This is a genomic window from Rhodoferax sp. GW821-FHT07F03 (genome assembly GCF_059418745.1).
This window is the reverse complement of sequence record NZ_JBWKQM010000008.1, coordinates 81,934-97,629: the sequence shown is the minus strand read 5'-3', so window position 1 is coordinate 97,629 and position 15,696 is coordinate 81,934. Positions and strand designations below refer to the sequence as shown.

Below are 15,696 nucleotides of genomic sequence, written 5' to 3'. Positions count from 1 at the left end.
AACACGTCAGCCATCACGACTTGGCAAATACATTGCCCAGGGCGAATACCGAATTGGGCCCGGTGATGCGCATGGGCTTGACCACGGGCAGGCTGGAAATGGCGCGCTTGACCATGGGCTTTGTCTCGATCTGCACACCCTTGGCCAATTGGTCGTCGACCAGCTTTTGCAGGTTGACGGAATCCAGGAATTCGACCATGCGTGTATTCAGCGAGGCCCACAGGTCGTGGGTCATGCAACGGCCGGCATCGCCCAGGCAGTTTTCCTTGCCGCCGCACTGGGTGGCGTCGATAGGTTCGTCCACCGACACAATGATGTCGGCAACGGTGATGTCTGCGGCCTTGCGAGCCAGGGTGTAGCCGCCGCCGGGGCCGCGGGTGGATTCGACCAGCTCGTGGCGACGCAGCTTGCCGAACAACTGCTCCAGGTAAGACAAAGAAATCTGCTGGCGCTGGCTAATGGCAGCCAGGGTGACAGGGCCGTTATTCTGGCGCAGGGCCAGATCAATCATCGCGGTGACCGCAAAACGGCCTTTGGTGGTGAGTCGCATCGCAAGCTCCTTCTGGTTGGCTGTACTGGTGTTGACATTGGGCCGGCCTGCACAACGCAAACCTGACCCCCTCTTCCTCCAGCTATCAATCGCCTTTCATAGCGATTGCGAGCCCTCAACTGCTGGTTTTTCTTTATTGACAGGTGCCATTGTAGCAGAGAACCCAATCGAATCCGTCGGGTAAGCAGACCAATCAGTCTTTTTTAGAACGATGGGTATTTTTTACGGCTATAGCGCCACGCTGTCGTGCCCGGAAGCACCGAAAGCCTGGGTCTTGAGTACCGACAGCTGATCGCGTACACGGGCCGCCTTTTCGAACTCCAGGTTGCGCGCATGCTCCAGCATGAGCTTTTCCAGGCGTTTGATTTCGCGGGCGATGTCTTTCTCGCCCATCTCCTCCACCTTGGCGCGCTGGATGGCGTCCTGCTCCAGCTTCTCGGCCTCGCGGCCAGATTTCTCGCTGTACACGCCGTCGATCAGGTCTTTCACCTGCTTCACGATGCTGCGCGGGGTAATACCCTGCGCCAGGTTGTGGGCGATCTGCTTGGCGCGACGGCGCTCGGTTTCGTCGATGGCCTTGCGCATCGAATCGGTCACCTTGTCTGCATAGAGGATGGCACGGCCATTTAAGTTCCGTGCGGCGCGGCCAATGGTCTGGATCAGCGACCGCTCGGAACGCAAAAAGCCCTCCTTGTCCGCATCCAGAATGGCCACCAGCGACACCTCGGGAATATCCAAGCCCTCGCGCAGCAGGTTGATACCCACCAGTACATCGAAGGTACCTAGGCGCAGGTCGCGCAATATTTCCACCCGCTCCACCGTGTCCACGTCGCTGTGCAGATAGCGCACCTTGACGCCGTTTTCGGTCAGGTAGTCGGTCAGCTGCTCGGCCATGCGCTTGGTCAGCGTGGTGATGAAAACGCGCTCATTCTTCTCGACGCGGATGCGTATCTCCTGCAGTACATCGTCCACTTGGTGGGTGGCGGGGCGCACCTCCACATTCGGGTCCACCAGGCCGGTAGGCCGCACCAGTTGCTCAACCACCTGGCCGGTATGGTCCTTTTCCCATTGCGCGGGCGTGGCGGATACAAACACCGCCTGGCGCATCTTGGTTTCGAACTCTTCAAACTTCAGCGGCCGGTTGTCCAGTGCGCTGGGCAGGCGAAAACCGTATTCCACCAGCGTGGTCTTGCGCGCCCTATCGCCGTTGTACATGCCGCCAAACTGGCCGATCAGGATGTGGCTCTCGTCCAGGAACATCAGCGCGTCCTTGGGCAGATAGTCGGTCAGGGTGGACGGCGCCTGGCCGGGTGCCGCGCCGCTCAGGTGGCGGGTGTAGTTCTCGATACCCTTGCAGTGGCCGATCTCGGTCAGCATTTCCAGGTCGAAACGGGTGCGCTGTTCCAGCCGCTGCGCCTCCACCAGCTTGCCCGCACTGACCAGCTCTTTCAGCCGGTCGGACAGCTCCATCTTGATGGTCTCCACAGCAGCCAGCACCTTGTCGCGCGGCGTCACATAGTGGCTGCTGGGGTAGACGGTGAAGCGCGGAATCTTCTGGCGAATGCGCCCGGTCAGCGGATCGAACAGCTGCAGGGTTTCGATCTCGTCGTCGAACAGCTCGATGCGGATGGCCAGTTCGGAATGCTCGGACGGAAACACGTCGATGGTGTCGCCGCGCACGCGGAACTTGCCGCGGCTGAACTCCATGTCGTTGCGCTGGTACTGCATGCGTATCAGTTGGGCAATCACGTCGCGCTGGCCCACCTTGTCGCCGGTGCGCAGCGTCATCACCATGCGGTGGTAGCTCTCGGGCTCGCCGATACCGTAGATAGCCGAGACAGTGGCGACGATTACCACGTCACGCCGCTCGATGATGCTCTTGGTGCAGCTCAGGCGCATCTGCTCGATGTGCTCGTTGATGGCGCTGTCCTTCTCGATGAACAGGTCGCGCTGCGGCACATAGGCCTCGGGCTGGTAATAGTCGTAATAGCTGACGAAATACTCCACCGCGTTCTTAGGGAAGAACTCGCGGAACTCGCTATACAGCTGTGCCGCTAGGGTCTTGTTCGGCGCGAAGATGATGGCCGGCCGGCCCAGGCGGGCGATCACATTGGCCATGGTGTAGGTCTTGCCGGAACCGGTCACGCCCAGCAGGGTCTGGAATACTTCGCCGTCGTTCACCCCCTCCACCAGCAGGCGGATGGCCTCTGGCTGGTCCCCGGCCGGTGGGTAGGGCATGAACAGCTCAAACGGCGAATCGGGGAAGCTGACAAACTCGCCCGCCGGCGGCTCGGGGGAGGTAGATGGATACAGGGAAACGGTTTCGGTCATGGCGCGCAAGCTCCCATCGCAACAAAAGCGGCAAAACCCGATACTGTATAGGAATACAGGCAAAACCGTAGCAGCTGGATTATTCAAACCTGAATAATCCAGGGGTAAATCCAACTCAGGTGCGCGAAACCAGCGTTAAACCAATCAGACGCGAAACCACGGCCGCCAGGTACATCACCCCGGTAAACATCTCCACGCTGGCCAACGCACGTGCATGCGGCGTGATGGGAATCACGTCGCCAATGCCGGTGCTGGACAGCAGCGCAAAGCTTAAAAACATCAACTCCGTCCAGCTGCGCGGCTCGCCGGGGTTGACCATGGCCGAGAAACAGCCTGGCTGCAGCGCCTGAACCATCACGAACAAATAGGTAAAGCCCCAGGCTAGCAAGGTGAAGGTGGCGCCGGCGGCAAATAACTCGTCGGTACTGGCGTGCCGGTCGGCCATCATGTAGGCGATCAGGCTACCCGCCGCATACAGATAAAACACCGCCTCCAGCCCTGCCGACCAAGGCAGCAGATGGGGCATGCCGAACATGGCTTGCAGCGCCAGCAGCACAACCGCTGGTGTCGCAATGCAGGCACTGACCCAGGCCAGCCCCGGTGTGCGCCGCACCATGCGGGTGGTGATGGCCAGCACCACGATGCCAAACACACCGAAGGCGATATGGCCGGCCGCCGTGTTCTCGATAAATGGGTACAGCACCATGCCCAGCAACTGCACCAGCAGCAGGATGGCAGATGGGTGGCGCCGGGTGGTCGCATAAAGCCGTAGATAACGCATGGCAGGATTGTCCAACAAGCGCAAATTTCGCATGAAATTGGCCGCCAGCGCAGACAAGACGTGCGCAAGCAGCTATCAAATACATAGTACCCACATACAGCCTCACATGCGGCCATGCCGGATTGGCAAGGGCGCCCCCTGCGCTGGCGGCTAAAATTCAAGGCTGCCCTCCGCGCAGATTCGCGCAGCGGGCCAGCTCTTTCCCCGACCAACTCCATAGGACTTTTTCCATGTCTTTGTTCACCGCCGTCGAAATGGCACCGCGCGACCCGATCCTGGGACTCAACGAGCAATTCGCTGCCGACACCAACCCCAACAAAGTGAACCTGGGCGTGGGCGTGTACTTCGACGACAACGGCAAGCTGCCGCTGCTGGCCTGCGTGCAAACCGTTGAAAAGCAAATGACCGACGCGCCCAAGGCACGTGGCTACCTGCCTATCGACGGCGTGGCCGCCTATGACAGCGCCGTCAAAGGCCTGGTCTTCGGTGCCGACTCGGAACCCGTCACCTCCGGCCGCGCGGTCACCGTGCAAGGCATTGGCGGCACCGGCGGCCTGAAGATCGGCGCCGACTTCCTGAAGAAGTTGAACCCCAGCGCCAAGGTGCTGATCAGCGACCCGAGCTGGGAAAACCACCGCGCGCTGTTCCAGAACGCCGGCTTCGAAGTCGACAGCTATGCCTACTACGACGCAGCCAAGCGCGGCGTCAACTTCGAAGGCATGCTGGCATCGTTGAACGCAGCCGCTGCCGGCACCATCGTGGTGTTGCACGCCTGCTGCCATAACCCCACCGGCTACGACATCACCGCCGCCGAATGGGACCAGGTGGTTGCCGTGGTCAAGGCCCGCAACCTGACCCCCTTCCTCGACATGGCCTACCAAGGCTTCGGCTACGGCATCAAGGAAGACGGTGCCGTCATCGGCAAGTTCGTCGCCGCCGGCCTGAGCTTTCTGGTCTCCACCTCGTTCAGCAAGAGCTTCAGCCTGTACGGCGAACGTGTGGGCGCCCTGAGCGTGCTCTGCGAATCCAAGGAAGAAGCCAGCCGCGTGCTGAGCCAGCTGAAGATCTGCATCCGCACCAACTACAGCAACCCGCAAATCCACGGCGCCACCGTCGTGGCCACGGTGCTGAACACCCCCGAGTTGCGCGCCCAGTGGGAAAGCGAACTGGGTGAAATGCGGGTGCGCATCAAGGCCATGCGCCAGAAGCTGGTGGACGGCCTGAAGGCTGCCGGCGTGAAGCAAGACATGAGCTTCATCACCAGCCAGATCGGCATGTTCAGCTACTCCGGCCTGAGCAAGGACCAGATGGTGCGCCTGCGCACCGAGTTCGGCGTGTACGGCACCGACACCGGCCGCATGTGCGTGGCCGCGCTGAACAGCAAGAACATCGACTACGTCTGCGCGTCCATCGCCAAAGTGGTCTAAACCAGACCGCTCCTAAATAAATAGCTACTCGCGCAGGTTCTGCCTGCGTCAGTAGCTATTTTCATATCTGGAATCCATGCACCATGGCCGCAACACCGCAGACACTTGAGCAGGCAATAGGCGCGGCCATCACAGCCTATAACGCCGGGCAGTCAGACACGGCCATGCGCATCTGCCAGGACATACTGCAGCGGCAACCAGCCGAGCCCGCAGCCCACCAGTTGCTGGCCGTGATGCAGCTGCAGGCCGGCGCACTGGACCTGGCCCGCAGCCATGTGCACAGCAGCCTGCAAGCCCGTGCACAACATGCGCCCACGCTGCTGCTGGCGGGCAAGATTGCCCGGGCCCAGAACGACCTGGCCGCCGCCACGGCCTACCTGGCACAAGCTTGCGCACTCAATTCGGCGCATCCCGAATCCGCCTATTTGCTGGGCCTGAGCCTGTGCGAACAGGGGCAGAACGCAGCCGCCGCCCCGGTGTTGCAAAGCCTGGTGCGGCAGCACCCGCAACATGCTGCTGCCTGGTTCCAGCTGGGCGTGGCGCGGCAAGACCTGGGCGAGATGGCGGCTGCCGTAGCGGCATTCCAGACCACGCTGCAGCTGCAACCCGGCTATTTGGAGGCTGCCGTGAATCTGGGCATCGCGCTGCAGGAGACCGGCGCCCTGCCCGCTGCCATGGCCGCCTATGGCCAGGCCTACAGGCTGCGCGCCGACACCTTTGGCCGCATCGCCAATGCGCTCACCTCCAGCCCGCATGGCGCGCTGTGGCTGGACCTGAATGCTTTGAAAGCTACGCTAGCCGGCTGAGCCGCCGCGCTTGGCGCGAAAGCGCTTGCGGTAAATGCCGGGGGCGGCCAGCACCTCGCCCACCAGAGCGTCGTAGCGGGCTGTACGTTCGGCCGAAAAGCCTTCACACACCAGCGTAGGCGCAGCACGCGGCACGGCAAAGCACTGGGCCACTGGCGTGCCCTTGGGCAGCACACCGCTGAAGTCGGGCGCGGTCCACACCGCCGGGAAATTGATGCCGGCATCGGTAAACCGGTCCGCATCCACCAGGCCGGTCAGCAGGCGAAATGGCAGGTCGTCCCGGTTCACCGGATGGGTGGCGAACAGCGACCAGCCGGGCTCCAGCTCGATGGTCCAGAAGCTGTTGAACTTCAGCGCAGAGTTATGGCCGTCAAAAAACGGCGCCCCGGCAATTTGCGCCGGCACATGAAAACTCAGCGGCGCGCGCGGGTGCGCCTGCACCGTCAGCGGTGGCAGCTCCCAGTCCCAGCTGAACTGGCCCTGTTCCACCCGCACATCGCAGGGCAGCAGCACCATGAAGCCATGCGACATGGCATCGATGAATGGCGGGCACTGCTTTACTGTACGGACGTCGCGGCCATGCAGCTCGGAAAAGGCCTTGGGCGGCATGGCGCGCAGCCAGTCCGGCAAGGCCTGCTTGGCCGGAATCGGGCGCGGCAGGATGTCCAGCAGCGCGGGGTCGCAACGGAAGGTGATGTGCATGGATGCCAGGGTGCGAAAGAGGTAACAGGCTGCAGCATAGCCAATCCGCCAAACGGGCCAATACGGCACCGACAGCGGCGACGGGGAGAGCTTTCAAGCATTTTTGCTACGATAAAAGTAGCGGCCTGCGCTTATATTACCTGCGCCAGCGGCACTTTTCATCCGCAGGAATGACGCCCTATTTCATAGCACATCGCCCCAGGCGCGGGCGATGATGGCGTCGCGTGCCAACGTATTTGGCAGCACACCACAGACGCGGCCCCAGTCGGCGCTGAAGCGCGAGGCGATGAAGCCCTCGGCCACATAGTCCGGTGCATATTGACGCAGCAGCGTTGCCTGCACCAGCAGCACCAGGGTCTGCGCCAGGCGCCGGCCATCAGCTTCGGCCGTCGACGCGCTGCGCAATGCTTGCAGCGCCGCCTGCAGCCGCACATCGCCCTGGCTGCGCGCCGCCAGATCATCCAACAGCAGCTGCCAGGCCGCCGGTTCGCGGCCTATGGCACGCAACACATCCAGGCACATCACATTGCCCGAACCTTCCCAGATCGAATTCACCGGCATGGCGCGGAACAGCCGGGCCATGGGGCTTTCTTCCACGTAGCCGTTGCCGCCGAACACCTCCATCGCCTCACCGGCCAGCGCCACGCCGCGCTTGCAGACCCAGAACTTGGCCGCTGGCGTAACGATGCGCTGAATCGCCCGCGCCAGCGGGGCGTCACCTTGCTCGAAAGCCTGGGCCAGAGACATCATCAGCTGCGTGGCGGCCTCGCTCTCAAGCGCCATGTCGGCCAGTACGCTTTGCATCAGCGGCTGATCCACCAGCCGTTTGCCAAAGGCCTGCCGCTGCCGTGCGTAATGGATGGCCTGCAGCGTGGCTGCACGCAGCAGACCGGCGCTGCCCATGACGCAGTGCAGCCGGGTGTAGCCGGCCATTTCCAGGATCGTCGGGATGCCGCGCCCCTCCTCGCCCACCATCTGGCCCCAGGCGCCGTGGAATTCGACCTCGCTGCTGGCATTGGAGCTATTGCCCAGCTTGTCCTTCAGGCGCTGGATGCGCACCGCGTTCTTGGTGCCATCGGGCTGGAAGCGCGGCACGAAAAAGCAGGACAACCCCGCCGACGTGCGCGCCAGCACCAGATGCGCATCGCTCATGGGCACCGAGAAAAACCATTTGTGTCCGACCAGGCTGTAGGCAGCGCCCCGGCCCTGCGCGCTGGCGATGGGCGTGGCCGTGGTGGTGTTGCTGCGCACGTCGCTGCCGCCCTGCTTCTCGGTCATGCCCATGCCGATCCAGATGGACTGCTTTTGCGGAATCGGCAGGTCGCGCGGGTCGTACACGGTGGAATACAACTTGGGCCCCAGTTGAGCGAACAGCGCCGGCTCTTTTTGCAGCACCGGGATGCTGGCAAATGTCATGGACGCCGGGCACAGCGAACCGTCCTCGGCCTGCGCATGCAGGTAAAAGCCGGCGGCGTAGGCGCTCCAGCAGCCAGGCCGCGGGTCGGAGAACGGCTGGGACACCAGGTTCTGCCCGCGCAACAAGCCCATCACCGCATGCCAGGCCGGGTGAAAGCTCACCACGTCGATGCGCTGGCCGTTGCGGTCAAAGGCTTGCAGCTCGGGCTCGTGGCGGTTGGCGTCTTCGGCCCAGCGGATAGTCTGCTCACGGCCCAGTGCTGTGCCATAGGCGGAGACGGCCGCCTCCTGCGCGTGGGCGCCGCCGCGTTGCAAAGCTTCCCGCAGCGCCAGGTCGCGCTGGTAGAGCGGAATGTCCTTCAGCTCGGGCACCACGTTGCTCACGTCGTGGGTGGTCCATGGCATGTGTGTCTCCTACCAATGTATCCACCGGCCAGTATAGGCAGCAGCCAGGCAGCCGCGCCTTGGCTGCCTGCCCGGCAGGCTAGCCGCCGCGGGACTTACGCCGCGACACCAGGCCCAGCAAGCCCAGGCCGCCCAGCAACAAGGCCACGGTGCCGGGCTCGGGCACGGTCTGCACCTGGAAGTCGGCCGCGCCGATGTAGGCGCCGGTCATCACAAAGGACTTGATGCTCGTGCCCGACTCCTGGAAGCCGAAGAAGGCGCCCGAGTTCAGGCTGCCGTCGGTCAGAAACGTCAGGTCCAGCGACTCGATCAGCACATTGTTCACGTCGTAGGCGGCGATGCTGGCCAAGCCTTCGCCCGGCGCCCAGTTGAAGAAGCCACCAAAGGCCGTCACCGCCTTGTCGAAGGTGATGGTCATGCTGGAGCTGGCGTCATTGGTGCCCACCATGGTCTTGGTGTAGTCCCAGGCGCCATTGCCATTGAAGTCATAGCCGTCGGTATAGCCAAACACGGCGTCGCTGTTGGTGCTGGTCCAGGTCATGCCGGGCGCCAGAGTCTGTGGGCCACCGCCGAACACATTCAGCACAGGCATGGTGATGGAAGACGCTACCGCCAGTGAGGTCACGGGCACGGCCTGCGCCACATGGGGCACCAGGGCGGTGACACCCAGCAGCCCCAAGCCGGCGATCATGCGGGAAAGATAGGTATTCATAGCGTCATAGCGTATTGGCAAAAATGAAAAAAGAGGTGCCCGCCCGCAGACGGGCACCGGCGGAGAAACTGGCAGAGTCCTACTGGGTTTCCAGCGTGAAGGACGCATCAATCTTTTGCTGCGTCGTCCCCGTGCTGGGCAGGCCCAGCAGCTGGTAGGCCATGTGGCGCAGGTACAGATTGCTGTTGCCATACCACTGCAGCGACACCATGCTGCTGTCGCCATTCAGCGCGGTTACCTTACGGAAAGTAGCGTCGCTCTTGAACACCGTGGTGTCGGCAAAAGTGTCCACCCAGGTCAGGTTCTTCTGGTCGGCGGTGGCGATCCAGCCCAGGCCGTAGCCGCGGTTGGCTTGCGTGGCACTGCCGCCGGTGGGCCAACGCGTCGGGTTGGCGCTGTCTATGCGCAGGTAGCGCCCCGGAAAGCCCTGGGCCTCGAAGGACACCAGGCTGGGGTCCGACGGGTTGGCCAGGCCGGGCACGGCATTCCACTTGAAATCGGTGGGCAACTGGCCGTTGGCCGTGTCGCTCAGCTGGGTGATCATGCCGTGGAACCAAGAATGCGCTACGTAAAACGGCACACCACCTTCAGAGTAAGTCGTCTTGATCTGTGTCGCGGGGGGCGTCACGCCGTAGTGCGCTTTGAGGGCGTCCAACTGGGCCTGGGTCACGCGCACGGTGTTGGCGTGGCGTACCCCGGCTGGAAGGGTGAAATCCACACCATTGGTCAGCTGGGTCCAGCTGGTGACATCGGCGTCCAGGTTGTCGGTGGTCCAGCAGCCAAAAATGCCGCCCTTGCCGTAGTAGTCGGCGTAAAGGTACCAGCGGTTCTGGCCAGGTACCTTGATAACCAGCGGTCCCTCCACGCCTTGCTGCACGCTCTGGTTGGTCCCCCGAGTGATGAAGTTGGGCGAAACACGGGTAAAGGTACCCGCAGCCAAAGCCGTACCCGAGGACTTGGCCAACTGAATGTCTTTGCCGCTACCTTCTTCACCTTTGTAGAACAGGTAGTTGTGGCCGTTGTAGGGCGTCACCGTGGCGTCGATTTCGTCATAGCCGGGGTCGAACAGCACATCGGGCGTGGGGTTGGTCAGGCTGACGAAATCCTTGGTGTGGCTCACATAGGTGCGGTTGCGGTCAGCGTTGCCGGACCAGACGATGGCGTAGTTGCGGCGGTCCGGGTCGTAATAGGCCTCGGGCGCCCAGGCGTGCGGCGTGGTATTGCTGCCCAGGCTGGTCGCCATGGTCAGGAAGCGTGGGTTTTTGAAGATGATCAGATCGTCGCTGTCGGCCACGAAGATACGCGAGCTGGGCCGGTTCCAGTAATTGGAGTCGTTCACCGCCAGCGTCCAGTCGGTGGCGATGTAGACGAACTTGCCGTCGTTCTTGCGCAGGATGAACGGGTCACGGATATGGCCGGAGCCGGCGATTCCGCCAATCGTGGTCGGCGCCTGGTAGACCGGCTTGCCGTTGTTCAGGCCGCTCCAGTGCAGGCCGTCGGTGCTGTAGGCCAGGTGCAGCGAGTCGTTGGGCAGGTCTTGGCTGGGTCCGAAATAGCTCAGCACCCAGGCCACCGAGGTATCGGGTGCGGTGTCGGGTGCAATATCGCCGGCACCGGCCCTGGCCGTGACCTCCGAGCTGGCAGTTGCCACCGTATCCGTGCCGCCGCCGCAGGCGCTCAAAAGCGTGGTTGACAAAAAGACTGCGGCGCTGACAAGCAGCGCCGAAAGGGGTTTTCCGCGTAGTTTCACTCTGTTTGTCTCCTAATAGATCCGCCTTATTGGTCCGGCAGCACAGCGAGCACCGGTAGCGGTCCTTGCATACTAGGGAAATAAACGATACGAAGCCAATAGCGTTTTGCCGATATTCAATTGCAAAACTCGAATTGGCGAAAACCCGTAGCAACAACACCATGAGCACACACCCAGCCACCCCCATGCAATTCAGCTTTCACGACTCCGAGGTGCGCAGCTGCACGCCGCAGGCCACAGCGCTGGCCATCGTGTTCTCCGCCGCGTCCGTGCAATTGGCGGACGCGCGCATAGGCTACCTGCAGCCCCTGCGCATGGAGCTACACGATGTGGTCTGGAGCGGGCACCTCGCCGAATGCGTGGGGCGTCTATCGGAGGGTCGGCTGTGGGACGGCGCACTGCGGCCAACCACCCTGCCCCTGCCCTATGCATCGACCGGCCCGGTGCGGCTGGAGCTGCGCTTCTCCAACGGCGCGCAACTCGAAGCCAGCGCGCAGTCGCTGGTCTGCCTGCTGGACGGCGGCGCGCAGTTTGTCGAGTCGTTTGCCTGCTGAGCCGTCCGCGCTAGGCCGCGCGCCCAAGTAGCAAGCCACCGCCCGCGCCTGGCGACAGCTTAAACACGGCCACGGCCTGCACCAACTCCAGCGCCTGGGCTTTCAGGCTGCTGGCCGAGGCCGCCATTTCCTCGACCAATGCGGCGTTTTGCTGCGTCACCTGGTCGATCTGCGTTACCGCCTCGCCCACCTGCGTGACACCCGCGCTTTGCTCGTTGTTGGCGGTGCTGATCTCGCCCACGATCAGGCTGACGCGGCGAATAGCCGTCACCACCTCGGCCATCGTGCTCCCGGCTTTGCCCACCAGCGCCGTACCGCGCTCGGTGCGCTCCACGCTGGTGGCGATCAATTGCTTGATGTCCTTGGCCGCGCTGCCAGCGCGGCCGGCCAGGCTGCGCACTTCACTCGCCACCACCGCAAAGCCACGGCCCTGCTCGCCGGCACGGGCCGCTTCCACGGCGGCATTTAGCGCCAGGATATTTGTTTGAAAGGCGATGCCATCGATCACGCCGATGATGTCGGATATCTTGCGCGAGGCTTCGTGGATGCCCTGCATGGTCTCCACCACCTGGCCCACCACCTCCCCGGCATCCACCGCCACCGTGCTGGCCCGCTGCGCCAACTGGTTGGCTTCACGCGCGCTGTCGGCGTTCTGCCGCATCGTGGCACTGAGCTGCTCCATGGAAGCCGCCGTCTGCTCCAGCGCGCTGGCCTGGCTCTCCGTGCGCGCCGACAGATCCTGGTTGCCCTGGGCGATTTCCGCACTGGCAATGGACACCGCATCTGAGCCATGGCGCACGCGCGTGACCACACTCGACAGGCTGCTGCGCATGGCCTCCAGCGAACGCAGCAGCTGGGCGGTTTCGTCGGCACCGGTCACATGCAACGGCTGCGACAGTTCGCCACCGGCAATCTGGCTGGCAGCGGCGCCGGCCTGGCCTATCGGCCCAGTGATCAACCGCGTAATCCACACCGCCAAAAAGCTGGCTATGCCAATCGCCACCACCAGCAAGCCAATCACCCAGCGCAGGGCCGAGCTGAACACCTGCTGCGACAGCTGATAGGCCGCATCGGCGCCGTCGCCATTCAGCTTCACCAGTTTGGCTATCGCGCCGGCCATCACGCGGAAGGTGGTGCGCGACTCGCCATTCAAATACGCCTTGGCCCGGTCGTGCTGGGCCTCGCCGCCCTTGGACAGCGGAATCAACTTCGCATCGCTGGCGTAGTGCGCACTGGCCATGCGCTTGAGATCATCAAACAGCGCCCGTTCGTCAGGGGAGCTCACCAGCGGCTCATAGGCCACCAAGGCATCATCAATACGCTTGCGGGCCGTCTGCAGGCGCTTGTCGTTGTCCTCCACGCCGGCCGGGTCCACGGCCAGCACATGCTGAATCTCGGCCCGGCGGTATTCATTCAGTGCGGCATCGATCTCACCCAGGCTGCGCGTGCTAGGCAGCCAGTCGGTGGCGATCTCCTTGGTGCTGCCGTTGACCCTGTCCAGCTGGGTCACAGCGTAGACGCCAGTGATCACCGTCAACAGCAAAATCGCCACGAAGGCGACCGCCAACTTGACACCGATCTTCAGATTTGCAAAAGCCATTTTTCACTCCTGTGTATGGGCAGAAACACTATTCGGCACGACCAGCACCCGGCTGCAGCAAACTAGCAGACCGGTGCTTAGCATGGGTCGTAGGCGCTATTTTTCATCACTATAGATGAAACATAGCGTCTACGACACACCGTGGCGGCGTCCATATTCCAAAGCTTTAAAGGCCGCTGGCGCAGGCTTCATATACGCTAGAAGCTACACTTTAGATAGCAAATAAATCCTCGGCTTTCCATGACCACGCACCGCACCCTGCGCATCGCCGCCGCCCAATCCTGCTCCGTACCCGGCGATATTGCCGCCAATCTTCAGACGCATCTGCGCTTCATCACTGCGGCCCGTCAGGCCGGGGCCGAACTGCTGCTGTTCCCCGAGCTGTCGCTCAGCGGCTATGAACCCGCGATGGTGCGCCACTGCCTGTTGGAGCCGAACGACGACCAACTGGCACCGATAAAAGACCTGGCGCGCGAAGCCAGCATGACCATCGTTGTCGGTGCACCGCTGACCAGCCACGTGGCCGACAAGCCATTCATCGGCGCCATCAGCTTCTACCCGGACGGCAGCCACGGCGTCTACCGCAAACAGCATCTGCACCCCGGCGAAGAAGGCTTTGCCACACCGGGCCCGGTGGACAGCAGCAACCCGAATGGCTACATGCTGGGCGATACCGCCGCAGCCCTGGCCATCTGCGCCGACTCCATGCACCCGCCACATGCCCAGCGCGCAGCCGTTGCTGGCGCAGCGCTGTACCTGGCCAGCTCGCTCGTGTCGGTCGGCGGTTTTGACGGCGACGCGCGCCAGCTGCAGCAATACGCCCACCAGTTCAATGTCGGCGTATTGCTGGCCAACCATGGCGGCCCCACCGGCGGCTATGCCAGCGCCGGCAAAAGCAGCTTCTGGGCCCCCGGCGGGCCGCTGGTGGTGGCCGCACCCGGCACTGGCGGCCTGCTGCTACTGGCCACGCGTGAAGCCGGCCTATGGAGCGGCGCGCTGCAGCCAGTCTAAGAATTTGTCTACCAAAATTTAAATGAAATCGGCCGCTAGCGCAGGCAGAACCTGCGCCAGCCGCTATCAAAATAGGAATTGATGCTGTACGCAGCGCACCGGTACGGGCTGGCGAGGGCTGGCAAGGGCTGGGCTATAGTGGCCCACCGTCTTCCCGCAACAGGTCGCCCATTCCCTTACGCGCATGTTCGAGCTCCTCTTTTCCATCTTTGGCGAGTTCCTGCTGCAAATCATCGTGGAGGCGCTTTTTGAGCTGGGCCTGCACACCCTGGCAGAACCTTTCCGACGCAAGCGCAACCCCTGGCTGGCAGCAGCGGGCTACGCAGTTTTTGGCGCAGCCTTCGGTGGCTTGAGCCTGCTGGTGTTTCCCTCCCACCTGGTGTTGAACCACCTGGGCCAGCTAGCCAACCTGCTGCTGGCCCCGGTAGCCGCCGGCCTGGCCATGGCCATACTCGGCGCCTGGCGCGCGCGCCGCGGGCAAGATGCGCTGCGGATTGACAGCTTTTCATACGGCTACTTGTTTGCACTGGCATTCGCACTGGTGCGATTCTTCTTTGCACACTGAAGAGCACGCGACAGACGCCACCTTCTGCAACAACGAAAGCGCCACATGTTCATCGCCCTTGAAGTGCCATACCTATGATCGTTCCACAGTATTGGGCTGAGGCCCGTCTACAACAAAAGCACCGAGGAAAGCAGATCACGGTGCGCCGCTTTGGCTGGTCAGACACCGACCAGGCCAGCGCCCAAGCCAGCGCAGACATGCGTGCCCAAGAAGCCATGTCCCGCCTGTTGGCCGGCGAAAAGCTGGAGCGCCGCGAGCCCAAAACACCATACAACGGTGCGTCTGGCGTACCCATCCGTGAGGAGATCGTCAGCCGCCACGGCAGCACCATCATCACGCGCAATGCCTACGGCGCACGCTGTCTCAATACACCCCACGCTCTCTTCGCCGATATCGACTTTCCGGAGAAGTCCTACTTGCGGATTGGCTTGCGCGGTTGTGTCGCCATACTGCTGATGGCAGCGGCCATCGGCTGGCTCACGCACTCGCCGTTTGCCGGCATTGCCTTTGCCCTGCTGGCATTCATTGCGTCAGGGCCCATCACGCGGTGGATTCAACGCCGCCGCCCCGACGAAACAGATGCCGCAGAGACTTTGGCACGCAGCCGGGTTACACAGTTCGCGCAAGAGCATACCGACTGGGGCCTGCGCCTGTACCGTACGCCCGCCGGCCTGCGCGTACTGGCAACCCACCAGCCTTTTGATCCCGCGGACCCTGCCGTCGACGCGTTCTTCAAAGCGATACAAGCAGATGCTGTGTACGCTGCCATGTGCCACAACCAGCAATGCTTTCGCGCCCGGGTGAGCCCCAAACCTTGGCGCATCGGCATACAGACCAATATGCGCCCCCGCCCCGGCGTCTGGCCCATCAAGCCGGAGCAACTGGGCGTCAGAAACGCCTGGATCGCCCAATACGAAGCCCAAGCCCCTGCCTACGCTTCTTGCAGATTTGTGGAAACCCTGGGCAGCGGCGTCATCCACCCGGACATCCAAGCCGTGCAGGAGCTGCACGATACGATGTGCCAAGCTACGCAAACCCAAATGCCTTTAGCCTGAGTTAACGCACATTCCACCTGCGCTAGAAGCT

The 15,696-nt window shown here is 62.7% G+C and carries 14 protein-coding genes; 6 read left to right on the top strand and 8 right to left on the bottom strand.

Annotated elements, in window-relative coordinates; translation table 11 throughout:
* Nucleotides 1-13: 13 nt before the first annotated feature.
* The 3 genes from iscR to AC07R0_RS13575 all read right to left on the bottom strand — a co-directional run bounded on the left by iscR (nucleotide 14) and on the right by AC07R0_RS13575 (nucleotide 3,662).
* Nucleotides 14-550, bottom strand: a complete 537-nt coding sequence (iscR, locus tag AC07R0_RS13585) for a Fe-S cluster assembly transcriptional regulator IscR (RefSeq protein WP_490590051.1) — start codon at nucleotides 548-550, stop codon at nucleotides 14-16.
* Between the two features lie 228 nt (nucleotides 551-778).
* On the bottom strand, nucleotides 779-2,881 hold the full coding sequence (gene uvrB, locus AC07R0_RS13580; RefSeq protein WP_495074459.1) for an excinuclease ABC subunit UvrB: 2,103 nt from the start codon (nucleotides 2,879-2,881) through the stop codon (nucleotides 779-781).
* Between the two features lie 115 nt (nucleotides 2,882-2,996).
* On the bottom strand, nucleotides 2,997-3,662 hold the full coding sequence (locus tag AC07R0_RS13575) for an ion channel (protein WP_495105209.1): 666 nt from the start codon (nucleotides 3,660-3,662) through the stop codon (nucleotides 2,997-2,999).
* A 230-nt stretch (nucleotides 3,663-3,892) separates the two neighbouring features.
* Here AC07R0_RS13575 and AC07R0_RS13570 point away from each other — a divergent pair, with 230 nt between their 5' ends.
* Together AC07R0_RS13570 and AC07R0_RS13565 are read left to right on the top strand one after the other, a co-directional pair.
* Nucleotides 3,893-5,089 carry an amino acid aminotransferase gene (locus AC07R0_RS13570; RefSeq protein ID WP_495074461.1) on the top strand — a complete coding sequence of 399 codons (1,197 nt, stop codon included), beginning with the start codon at nucleotides 3,893-3,895 and terminating at the stop codon, nucleotides 5,087-5,089.
* 83 nt (nucleotides 5,090-5,172) lie between these two features.
* Nucleotides 5,173-5,895: a tetratricopeptide repeat protein gene (locus AC07R0_RS13565; protein WP_495105208.1), complete on the top strand. Its 723-nt coding sequence runs from the start codon at nucleotides 5,173-5,175 to the stop codon at nucleotides 5,893-5,895.
* Here AC07R0_RS13565 and AC07R0_RS13560 read toward each other — a convergent pair.
* From AC07R0_RS13560 to AC07R0_RS13545, 4 genes are all read right to left on the bottom strand, one after another.
* Nucleotides 5,884-6,597 carry a hypothetical protein gene (locus tag AC07R0_RS13560; protein ID WP_495105207.1) on the bottom strand — a complete coding sequence of 238 codons (714 nt, stop codon included), beginning with the start codon at nucleotides 6,595-6,597 and terminating at the stop codon, nucleotides 5,884-5,886. The two genes, AC07R0_RS13565 and AC07R0_RS13560, sit on opposite strands and share 12 nt — an antisense overlap.
* Nucleotides 6,598-6,780: 183 nt before the next feature.
* Nucleotides 6,781-8,418, bottom strand: a complete 1,638-nt coding sequence (locus AC07R0_RS13555) for an isovaleryl-CoA dehydrogenase (RefSeq protein WP_495074464.1) — start codon at nucleotides 8,416-8,418, stop codon at nucleotides 6,781-6,783.
* A 79-nt stretch (nucleotides 8,419-8,497) separates the two neighbouring features.
* The gene (locus AC07R0_RS13550; protein ID WP_495074465.1) at nucleotides 8,498-9,130 is read right to left on the bottom strand and encodes a PEP-CTERM sorting domain-containing protein; all 633 of its coding nucleotides are present in this window, start codon (nucleotides 9,128-9,130) and stop codon (nucleotides 8,498-8,500) included.
* Between the two features lie 79 nt (nucleotides 9,131-9,209).
* Nucleotides 9,210-10,826 (bottom strand): AbfB domain-containing protein, encoded by a 1,617-nt coding sequence (locus AC07R0_RS13545; protein WP_495105206.1) that lies wholly within the window; start codon nucleotides 10,824-10,826, stop codon nucleotides 9,210-9,212.
* Nucleotides 10,827-11,041: 215 nt separating this feature from the next.
* Here AC07R0_RS13545 and AC07R0_RS13540 point away from each other — a divergent pair, with 215 nt between their 5' ends.
* Nucleotides 11,042-11,434, top strand: coding sequence for a hypothetical protein (locus AC07R0_RS13540; protein WP_495105205.1), 393 nt, complete (start codon nucleotides 11,042-11,044; stop codon nucleotides 11,432-11,434).
* 10 nt (nucleotides 11,435-11,444) lie between these two features.
* On the opposite strand, the gene AC07R0_RS13535 is transcribed toward AC07R0_RS13540, so the two are convergent.
* Nucleotides 11,445-13,034, bottom strand: coding sequence for a methyl-accepting chemotaxis protein (locus AC07R0_RS13535; protein ID WP_495105204.1), 1,590 nt, complete (start codon nucleotides 13,032-13,034; stop codon nucleotides 11,445-11,447).
* A gap of 240 nt (nucleotides 13,035-13,274) precedes the next feature.
* Between AC07R0_RS13535 and AC07R0_RS13530 the strand changes: the two genes are divergently transcribed.
* The 3 genes from AC07R0_RS13530 to AC07R0_RS13520 all read left to right on the top strand — a co-directional run bounded on the left by AC07R0_RS13530 (nucleotide 13,275) and on the right by AC07R0_RS13520 (nucleotide 15,665).
* Complete coding sequence (locus AC07R0_RS13530; protein ID WP_495105203.1) at nucleotides 13,275-14,045, top strand: carbon-nitrogen hydrolase family protein; 771 nt, start codon at nucleotides 13,275-13,277, stop codon at nucleotides 14,043-14,045.
* Nucleotides 14,046-14,229: 184 nt separating this feature from the next.
* Nucleotides 14,230-14,610 carry a hypothetical protein gene (locus tag AC07R0_RS13525; RefSeq protein WP_495074470.1) on the top strand — a complete coding sequence of 127 codons (381 nt, stop codon included), beginning with the start codon at nucleotides 14,230-14,232 and terminating at the stop codon, nucleotides 14,608-14,610.
* 74 nt (nucleotides 14,611-14,684) lie between these two features.
* Complete coding sequence (locus tag AC07R0_RS13520) at nucleotides 14,685-15,665, top strand: hypothetical protein (protein WP_495105202.1); 981 nt, start codon at nucleotides 14,685-14,687, stop codon at nucleotides 15,663-15,665.
* Nucleotides 15,666-15,696 lie beyond the last annotated feature (31 nt).

Excerpts from the sequence above, each read along its gene's own strand:
- iscR (WP_490590051.1), bottom strand. The coding sequence starts at position 550 with ATGCGACTCACCACCAAAGGCCGTTTTGCGGTCACCGCGATGATTGAT.
- uvrB (WP_495074459.1), bottom strand. The coding sequence starts at position 2,881 with ATGACCGAAACCGTTTCCCTGTATCCATCTACCTCCCCCGAGCCGCCG.
- AC07R0_RS13575 (WP_495105209.1), bottom strand. The coding sequence starts at position 3,662 with ATGCGTTATCTACGGCTTTATGCGACCACCCGGCGCCACCCATCTGCC.
- AC07R0_RS13570 (WP_495074461.1), top strand. The coding sequence starts at position 3,893 with ATGTCTTTGTTCACCGCCGTCGAAATGGCACCGCGCGACCCGATCCTG.
- AC07R0_RS13565 (WP_495105208.1), top strand. The coding sequence starts at position 5,173 with ATGGCCGCAACACCGCAGACACTTGAGCAGGCAATAGGCGCGGCCATC.
- AC07R0_RS13560 (WP_495105207.1), bottom strand. The coding sequence starts at position 6,597 with ATGCACATCACCTTCCGTTGCGACCCCGCGCTGCTGGACATCCTGCCG.
- AC07R0_RS13555 (WP_495074464.1), bottom strand. The coding sequence starts at position 8,418 with ATGCCATGGACCACCCACGACGTGAGCAACGTGGTGCCCGAGCTGAAG.
- AC07R0_RS13550 (WP_495074465.1), bottom strand. The coding sequence starts at position 9,130 with ATGAATACCTATCTTTCCCGCATGATCGCCGGCTTGGGGCTGCTGGGT.
- AC07R0_RS13540 (WP_495105205.1), top strand. The coding sequence starts at position 11,042 with ATGAGCACACACCCAGCCACCCCCATGCAATTCAGCTTTCACGACTCC.
- AC07R0_RS13535 (WP_495105204.1), bottom strand. The coding sequence starts at position 13,034 with ATGGCTTTTGCAAATCTGAAGATCGGTGTCAAGTTGGCGGTCGCCTTC.
- AC07R0_RS13530 (WP_495105203.1), top strand. The coding sequence starts at position 13,275 with ATGACCACGCACCGCACCCTGCGCATCGCCGCCGCCCAATCCTGCTCC.
- AC07R0_RS13525 (WP_495074470.1), top strand. The coding sequence starts at position 14,230 with ATGTTCGAGCTCCTCTTTTCCATCTTTGGCGAGTTCCTGCTGCAAATC.
- AC07R0_RS13520 (WP_495105202.1), top strand. The coding sequence starts at position 14,685 with ATGATCGTTCCACAGTATTGGGCTGAGGCCCGTCTACAACAAAAGCAC.